This window comes from Streptomyces sp. NPDC044719 (assembly GCF_056433405.1).
Genome location: NZ_JBWKHE010000005.1, coordinates 758,703 through 765,946, shown reverse-complemented (window position 1 = coordinate 765,946; position 7,244 = coordinate 758,703). Strand labels below are relative to the sequence as shown.

Sequence of the window (7,244 nt, the reverse complement as noted above, 5' to 3'; positions counted from 1 at the left end):
GAGGGGGGGGGGGGGGGGGGGGGGGTTTTTCTTTCGACGGGGGCGCCTTGGTGGCTGATCCCGAGTTCCCCCCCCCCTTGGGGGGTTGTTCCCGGGGGGGCGCGGGGAACTGCGCGACAAGCCCCCACCGACCCGCACCCGGACGACAGCCACACGCGCATAGACCTGCACTGGCCCGCCGACCTGCCGGACGGCGCCCGGCACGGGTTCACCCCGGCCCATCGGCAACGGCTGGAGGCCGCCCTGCCCGGTATGGCCGCCCGGATCGCCGACGCCCTGCCCCCCGAGGCCCGGCGCGTGCACATCCTCGGCTTCGAAGAGCTGATGTACGCCCCGCTGAGGCTGGCCCGAGAGCTGGAACGTGTGACGGACGTCGAGGTCCGTTACTCGACCACCACCCGCTCACCCGTCCTGGCCGTCGACGACCCCGGCTACGCGATCCGCACCCGCCTCGCCTTCCCCGCCCACGACGACCCCGCCGACGGCCCGGGCGAGCGGTACGCGTACAACGTCGCCGGCGCCGGATTCGACGCCGTCGTCGCGGTCGTCGACTCGGCCGGGGACACCCCCGCGCTGCACGCGCCCGACGGACTGCTGGCCCGGCTCGCCGCGCACACGCCGCGGGTCCTGCTCGCCGTCATACCGTCGTACGTCCCCGAAAGGCCCTCCATGCTGCCCGAGCCCCTGCGCGGCCCCGCGTTCTCCTCGTACGCGCCCGAGGAGGTCGGCTGGCTGCTCCGGGACCTCTCGGACGTGACGCTGGAGGCGCCGACCGAGGAGCGCGAGGAGGCCATCCAGAGCGGCGGCGCGCACTACGCGGAGTCGCTGCCCGTGGAGTACCAGCCGAGCGAGCGGTACCAGGAGCTGTTCCACGCCGCGCTGGACGACTCTGCGGCCCGCATCGCCCAGGCGACCGGCGTGGTCACGGAGACGATCCTCGCGGAACGCGGTCCGCGCCCGGTCCTGGTCTCCCTGGCCCGCGCGGGCACACCCGTCGGCATCCTCATGCGCCGCTGGGCCCGGCACCGGCACGGCCTCGACCTGCCGCACTACGCCGTCTCGATCGTCCGGGGGCGCGGCATCGACGCCAACGCGCTGCGCTGGCTCGCGGCGCACCACGACCCCCGGGACGTCGTCTTCGTCGACGGCTGGACCGGCAAGGGCGCCATCACCCGCGAACTCGCCCAGGCCCTGGAGGAGTTCGAGAAGTCCGACGGGATCACCGACTTCAGCCCCGAGATCGCGGTCCTGGCCGACCCGGGTTCCTGCGTACGGACCTACGGCACCCGCGAGGACTTCCTCATCCCCTCCGCCTGCCTCAACTCGACCGTGTCCGGCCTGATCTCGCGGACCGTGCTGCGGGCGGACCTGGTCGGTCCGCACGACTTCCACGGCGCCAAGTTCTACCGCGAACTCGCCGGCACGGACGTCTCGGTGGCCTTCCTGGACGCCGTGTCCGCCCGCTTCCCCGAGGTCGAGGACGCCGCCTGCGCCCAGGCCAAGGAACTGCTCGCCGCCGACCGCTCGCCCACCTGGGAGGGCTGGGTCGCGGTCGAGCGCATCAGTGAGGAGTACGGCATCCACGACGTGAACCTCGTCAAGCCCGGCGTCGGCGAGACCACCCGGGTGCTGCTGCGCCGCGTGCCCTGGAAGATCCTGGCCCGTGCCGGAGCGGGCAGCGACCTCGACCACGTACGCCTGCTGGCCGAGCAACGCGGCGTGCCCGTCGAGGAGGCCGCCGGACTGCCCTACACCTGCGTCGGGTTGATCCACCCCAAGTACACCCGGGGCGCGACCGGCGCCGACGGCAAGGCGGTGTCGGTCTGATGCGCGCACTCGTCGCCAGCGACCTCGATCGCACCCTGATCTACTCCGCCGCCGCCCTGGCGCTGACCATGCCGGACGCCCGGGCGCCCCGGCTGCTGTGCGTGGAGGTGCACGAGAGCAAGCCGCTGTCGTACATGACGGAGACGGCGGCCCAGCTCCTCACCGACCTGGGCGACGCGGCCGTGTTCGTGCCGACGACGACCCGGACGCGCAAGCAGTACCAGCGCATCAACCTGCCGGGGCCCGAGCCCACGTACGCGATCTGCGCGAACGGCGGCCACCTCATGGTCGACGGCGTCTCCGACCCCGACTGGCACGCGCAGGTCACCGCGCGGCTGGCCGACCAGTGCGCGCCCCTGGCCGAGGTGCAGGAGCACCTGCTCAGGGCCGCCGACCCGGTCTGGGTGCGCAAGCACCGCGTCGCCGACGACCTCTTCGCCTACCTGGTCGTCGAGCGCGAGCTGCTCGACGAGGACTGGGTGAAGGAACTCGCGGTGTGGGCGGAGAACCGCGGCTGGACCGTTTCCCTCCAGGGCCGCAAGATCTACGCCGTTCCCAAGCCGCTCACCAAGAGCGCGGCGATGCGGGAGGTCGCCCGGCGGACCGGGGCCGATCTCACGCTCGCCGCGGGTGACTCGCTGCTCGACACCGACCTGCTCCTCGCGGCGGACCAGGGCTGGCGGCCCGGTCACGGGGAGCTGGCCGACACGGGTTTCGCGGCTCCCTCGATCAGGGTGCTGCCCGACCGGGGCGTTCTTGCCGGGGAGCGGATCCTGCGGGAGTTTCTGGAGGTAGTACGGGGCGCCTGAGAACTCGGGTGTCCTGGTCGTCGTGCGGGTGCGGCTGCGTGGTGGTTTGTCGCGCAGTTCCCCGCGCCCCTTCAGGGCGTCGTAGGAGCCGTATGGCGATGAACACCGCCACGGCCACCGCCGCCACCGCCAGGACCACCTTCGAGTAGGTGGAGACGATGTCCGTGACCTGGTGCCAGTTCGCGCCGAGGAAGTAGCCCGCGAGGACGAACACCGTGTTCCAGATGGCGCTGCCCAGGGTGGTCAGCCCCAGGAACACCGGCAGGCGCATGCGCTCCACACCCGCGGGCACGGAGATCAGGCTGCGGAAGATCGGGATCATCCGGCCGAAGAACACGGCCTTGGTCCCGTGCTTGAGGAACCACGCCTCCGTCTTCTCGATGTCCGCGACCTTCACCAGCGGCAGCCGGGCCGCGATCGCCACCGTCCGGTCACGGCCGAGCAGCGCACCGACCCCGTACAGCGCGAGCGCGCCGATCACCGAGCCGGCCGTCGTCCACAGCAGGACGGCGAGCAGGCTCATCCGCCCGCTGCTCGCGGCGAAGCCGGCGAGCGGCAGGATGACCTCGCTGGGCAGCGGAGGGAACAGGTTCTCCAGGGCGATGGCGAGACCGGCACCCGGGGCGCCCAGCGCGTCCATCAGGTCGTTGACCCACTGCGGCCCGGCGTCCGCAGCAGCTGCGATGGCTGTCATGCCGCCACGCTAGGAAACCGAAGCTGAAGGACACCTGAGGAAACGGGTCAGCCGCAGCAGCCCCCACCGCAGCAACCGCCGCCACCGCCCGCGCGGGGCGCCGGTGCCGGGGCGGAGGCCGAGCCGGCCACCGCGACCGTGGAGAGGAGCTTCACCGTGTCGTCGTGGCCCGAGGGGCACGCCGCAGGATCGGAGGACTCCGCCATGGGACGGCTCAGTTCGAAGGTGTCGCCGCAGGTCCGGCAGCGGTACTCGTAGCGAGGCATGGGGACAGATTAATCGATCATTTCTGCCGTACCAGTGTGGAGGAGTTGTAAAGGCCGCTGGTAACTTTCCCGCGAGCACCACAGTAAGCGGGGAGGGTGACGCAGCCGTGACCAGGGCTGGGTGGGAACCGGAAGAGACCATGCAATTGAAGGCTCCCGCTTCCTTATGTGTGGAGAACGCGCAATATGCGCGCCAGTCGGTAAATTCGGAATCGGAGGGGAACGATTCCGGCGGTAGTGGATCCGGCGGTAGTGGATCCGGCAGGCCGCGCCGCCGGCGCAGGGCCCCCCGGCGCACCCCCCTGTCCCGTCTCCGCGCAGCCGTGGGCCCCCTGCCGGCCCCGCTCGTCCGCCTCCGGCCTCGCTACCCGCACACCGACCGCACCGGCTGGCGTCGCTGGGCGCCCTCCTGGCGGCAGTGGCTCGGCGCCGCGCTGACCTGCACCGGCCTGACCGCCGGTTTCCTGGGTGTCGCCTACGCCGCCACCGACATCCCGGAGAACCTCAACTCATACGCCACCCAGCAGGACAACGTCTACTTCTGGTCCGACGGGACGCCCATGGCACGCACCGGCTGGGTGCGGCGGCAGGCGATGCCGCTGAAGGACATACCCGAGGACGTCCGCGACGCGGTGCTCGCGGCGGAGAACGCGAGCTTCTACAGCGACCCCGGCATCTCCCTCAGCGGCCTCACCCGCGCCCTGTGGCGCACCGTCGGCCAGGGAGACACCCAGGGCGGCTCCACCATCACCCAGCAGTACGTCAAGAACGTCTACCTCAACCAGGACCGCTCGGTCGGCCGTAAGTTCACCGAGGCCATGCTCGCCCTCAAGCTCGACAACGGGATGAGCAAGGACGACATCCTCGAGGGCTACCTCAACACGAGCTGGTTCGGCCGCGGCACCTACGGCATCCAGCGGGCCGCCCAGGCCTACTACGGCAAGGACGTCAGCGAACTCGACGCCGGCGAGGCCGCCTTCCTCGCCTCCCTCCTCAAGGGCGCGGCGCTCTACGACCCGGCGCTGAGCAAGACCAACCACACCCGGGCGGTGGAGCGTTGGTCATGGATCCTCGACCGCATGGTCGAGAACGGCACGCTGTCGAAGTCCGAGCGGGCCCGGTACGGGAAGTTCCCCGAGCCGCTGCAGCGGGCGCCGGGGTACGACACCGGCAAGCAGAGCGACTATCTCGTGGAGCTGGCCGCCCAGTACGCCAAGAAGGCCGCGCGCATCTCGGCCAAGGAGTTCGACCTCGGCGGCTACCAGATCTACACGACCTTCGACCGCAGGCAGGAGACCGCGCTCACCGACGCCGTGGCCCAGGCCCGCGAGCGGGCGCGGAAGACCGACGCGGCCAAGGCGAAGTCCCTGCACTTCGGCGCCGCTTCGGTGGCCACCGACGGGCGGATCCTCGCCGTCCACGGCGGCCCCGACCACCGTAGGCAGGGGTACAACGAGTCGAACGCGACCACGGTGCCCGCCGGTTCGGCCTTCCTGCCGTTCGTCTACGCCGCCGCCCTGGAGAAGGGCGTGCACAAGACCCGTGACGGCGCCGCGACCAGGGTCACCCCGCGGACGCTGTACGACGGGGACGACGGCATCCCCGTCAGGACACCCGAGGGGCCCTACTGGGATCGCGGCGGCAAGCAGGTCACCGCCCACAACGACGGCAGGAAGTCCTACGGGCGGATCAGCCTGCGCCGGGCGCTCGCCCTGTCGGTGAACACGCCGTTCATGCAGCTCGGCATGGACACCGGCCTGGACGAGGTGCGCGACACCGCCCAGGCGGCGGGCCTGCTCTCCTCCAGTTTCGGCCCGCAGGTGCCCGCGATGTCCCTGGGCAGCGCCACGCCCAGCGCGATCCGCATGGCGAGCGGATACGCCACGTTCGCCGCCGCCGGCACGCATGTCGAGCCGTATTCGGTGGGCCGGATCACCCGCAACGGCTCCGAGGTCCCGCTGGCGAAGCCCGCGTCCCGCCGTGCGGTGAAGGCGAGCGTGGCCGAGGCCGTCCACTCCGCCCTCACGGACGCCTTCCGCACCGCCCACCCCGGGGCGGACCCGGCCATCGGGGTGGCCGGGAAGGCCGGCACCGTGCAGAACGACACCGCGTCCTGGTACGTCGGCACGGCCCACTCCGTGTCGACAGCCGTCGTGGCCTACCGCATCGACCTCGGCAAGAGCCTCGAACCGCTGCCGTTGAGCGGGATCGCGGGCACCTCCGGCGACAGCGTCCCCTACACCATCTGGTCCGGTGCCCGGGGCCTCGGCTGACCCCCGCGCCCGGCACCACCGCAACACCCCCACCCCCCCCTCGCAGAATGAGCCGCGCATGAAGTCACCGTCCGGCCGCCGTCGCCGGCCCCGCGCACCCCGCCGCACCGCACCCCCGGGAATACTGACCCTGGCCGCCCTTCTCGTCGTCGCGTCCCTGGTCGGGGGCTATCTGGTCCTCACCCGCTCCGACACCACCACCCCGACCGCCTCCTCCGGCGGCCGCCAGGCAGCCCCCGCGAAGCCGGACCAGGAACCCCGGTGGGACGGCCGGACGAAGGTCCTCGGGGACGGCTCCACCTCCTACACCGGCCCGCAGAAGGGACAGCTGAAGCCGGTGCCGCTGGCACCGGGTGAAAAGCCGCCCCAATTCGTGGTCTTCTCCTGGGACGGCGCGCTGCAGGGCGACGACGGGCTCTTCGCGCACTACCGGGAGCTGGCCGAGGAGTACGACGCCCACATGACCTTCTTCCTCACGGGCATCTACCTGCTGCCCAAGAGCAAGAAGGACCTCTACTCACCGCCCCGGCACGCCCAGGGCTCGGCGGCGATCAGCTACGCCACCGACGAGCACATCCGCACCACGGTGGAGGAGCTCGGCAAGGCGTGGCAGGGCGGGAACGAGATCGGCACCCACTTCAACGGCCACTTCTGCGGCAAGAAGGGCGGCGGCGACTGGAGCGTCGCGGAGTGGAAGAGCGAGATCGACCAGTTCTACGCGTTCGTCGAGGAGTGGAAGACCAACACCGGCTTCCAGGACGTCGATCCGCTGCCGTTCGACATCAGGAAGGAGGTCACCGGCGGCCGTGCGCCCTGCCTGGAGGGCCAGAAGAACCTGCTGAAGGCCGCCAAGGGCTATCACTGGCGCTACGACGCCAGCTCCGCGGGCGACTTCCAGATATGGCCCGTCAAAAAGGACGGCATCTGGGACTTCCCGCTGCAGATGCTCCCGTACGAGGGCGGTAAGTACCAGGGCCTGTCGATGGACTTCAACTTCCTCTACAACCAGTCCGAGGGCGAGACCGAGGGCGACCCGGCGAAGTACCCCGAGTGGGAACAGCAGACCGTCGCCTCCTACATGTCCGGCTTCAACCGCGTGTACTACGGCAGCCGCGCCCCGCTCTTCATCGGCAACCACTTCGAGGACTGGAACGGCGGCATCTACATGAGGGCCGTCGACGAGGTCATCAAGAGCGTGTGCACGAAGAAGGACGTCAAGTGCGTGTCCTTCAGGGAGCTGGCCGACTGGCTCGACGCGCAGAAGCCCGAGACGCTGCAGCGGCTGCGCGGCCTGGACCCGGCGCAGTCGCCCGACTGGTCGACCGTCGTGAAGTGAGCCGTGAAGTAGCAACAGGAGCAACCCTCTTCACAATAA

At 70.9% G+C, this 7,244-nt stretch carries 6 protein-coding genes; 4 read left to right on the top strand and 2 right to left on the bottom strand.

Annotated features, from left to right (window positions below; genetic code table 11):
- Both AC07DF_RS23630 and AC07DF_RS23625 read left to right on the top strand, forming a co-directional pair.
- On the top strand, positions 1-1,827 hold a 1,827-nt coding region (locus tag AC07DF_RS23630), incomplete at its 5' end, for a cysteine protease StiP domain-containing protein (RefSeq protein ID WP_478974599.1).
- Entirely contained in the window at positions 1,827-2,636 is an 810-nt protein-coding gene (locus AC07DF_RS23625; protein WP_478974596.1) for an HAD family hydrolase, read from the top strand. The genes AC07DF_RS23630 and AC07DF_RS23625, both read left to right, overlap by 1 nt.
- Here AC07DF_RS23625 and AC07DF_RS23620 read toward each other — a convergent pair.
- Complete coding sequence (locus AC07DF_RS23620; protein WP_478974593.1) at positions 2,557-3,330, bottom strand: DedA family protein; 774 nt, start codon at positions 3,328-3,330, stop codon at positions 2,557-2,559. The two genes, AC07DF_RS23625 and AC07DF_RS23620, sit on opposite strands and share 80 nt — an antisense overlap.
- 47 nt (positions 3,331-3,377) lie before the next feature.
- The gene (locus AC07DF_RS23615) at positions 3,378-3,596 is read right to left on the bottom strand and encodes an FmdB family zinc ribbon protein (RefSeq protein WP_382492939.1); all 219 of its coding nucleotides are present in this window, start codon (positions 3,594-3,596) and stop codon (positions 3,378-3,380) included.
- 140 nt (positions 3,597-3,736) lie between these two features.
- Here AC07DF_RS23615 and AC07DF_RS23610 point away from each other — a divergent pair, with 140 nt between their 5' ends.
- A complete protein-coding gene (locus AC07DF_RS23610; protein ID WP_478974683.1) occupies positions 3,737-5,869 on the top strand; it encodes a transglycosylase domain-containing protein in 2,133 nt (710 codons plus the stop codon).
- Positions 5,870-5,927: 58 nt separating this feature from the next.
- Positions 5,928-7,205: a polysaccharide deacetylase family protein gene (locus tag AC07DF_RS23605; protein WP_478974589.1), complete on the top strand. Its 1,278-nt coding sequence runs from the start codon at positions 5,928-5,930 to the stop codon at positions 7,203-7,205.
- Positions 7,206-7,244: the final 39 nt, after the last annotated feature.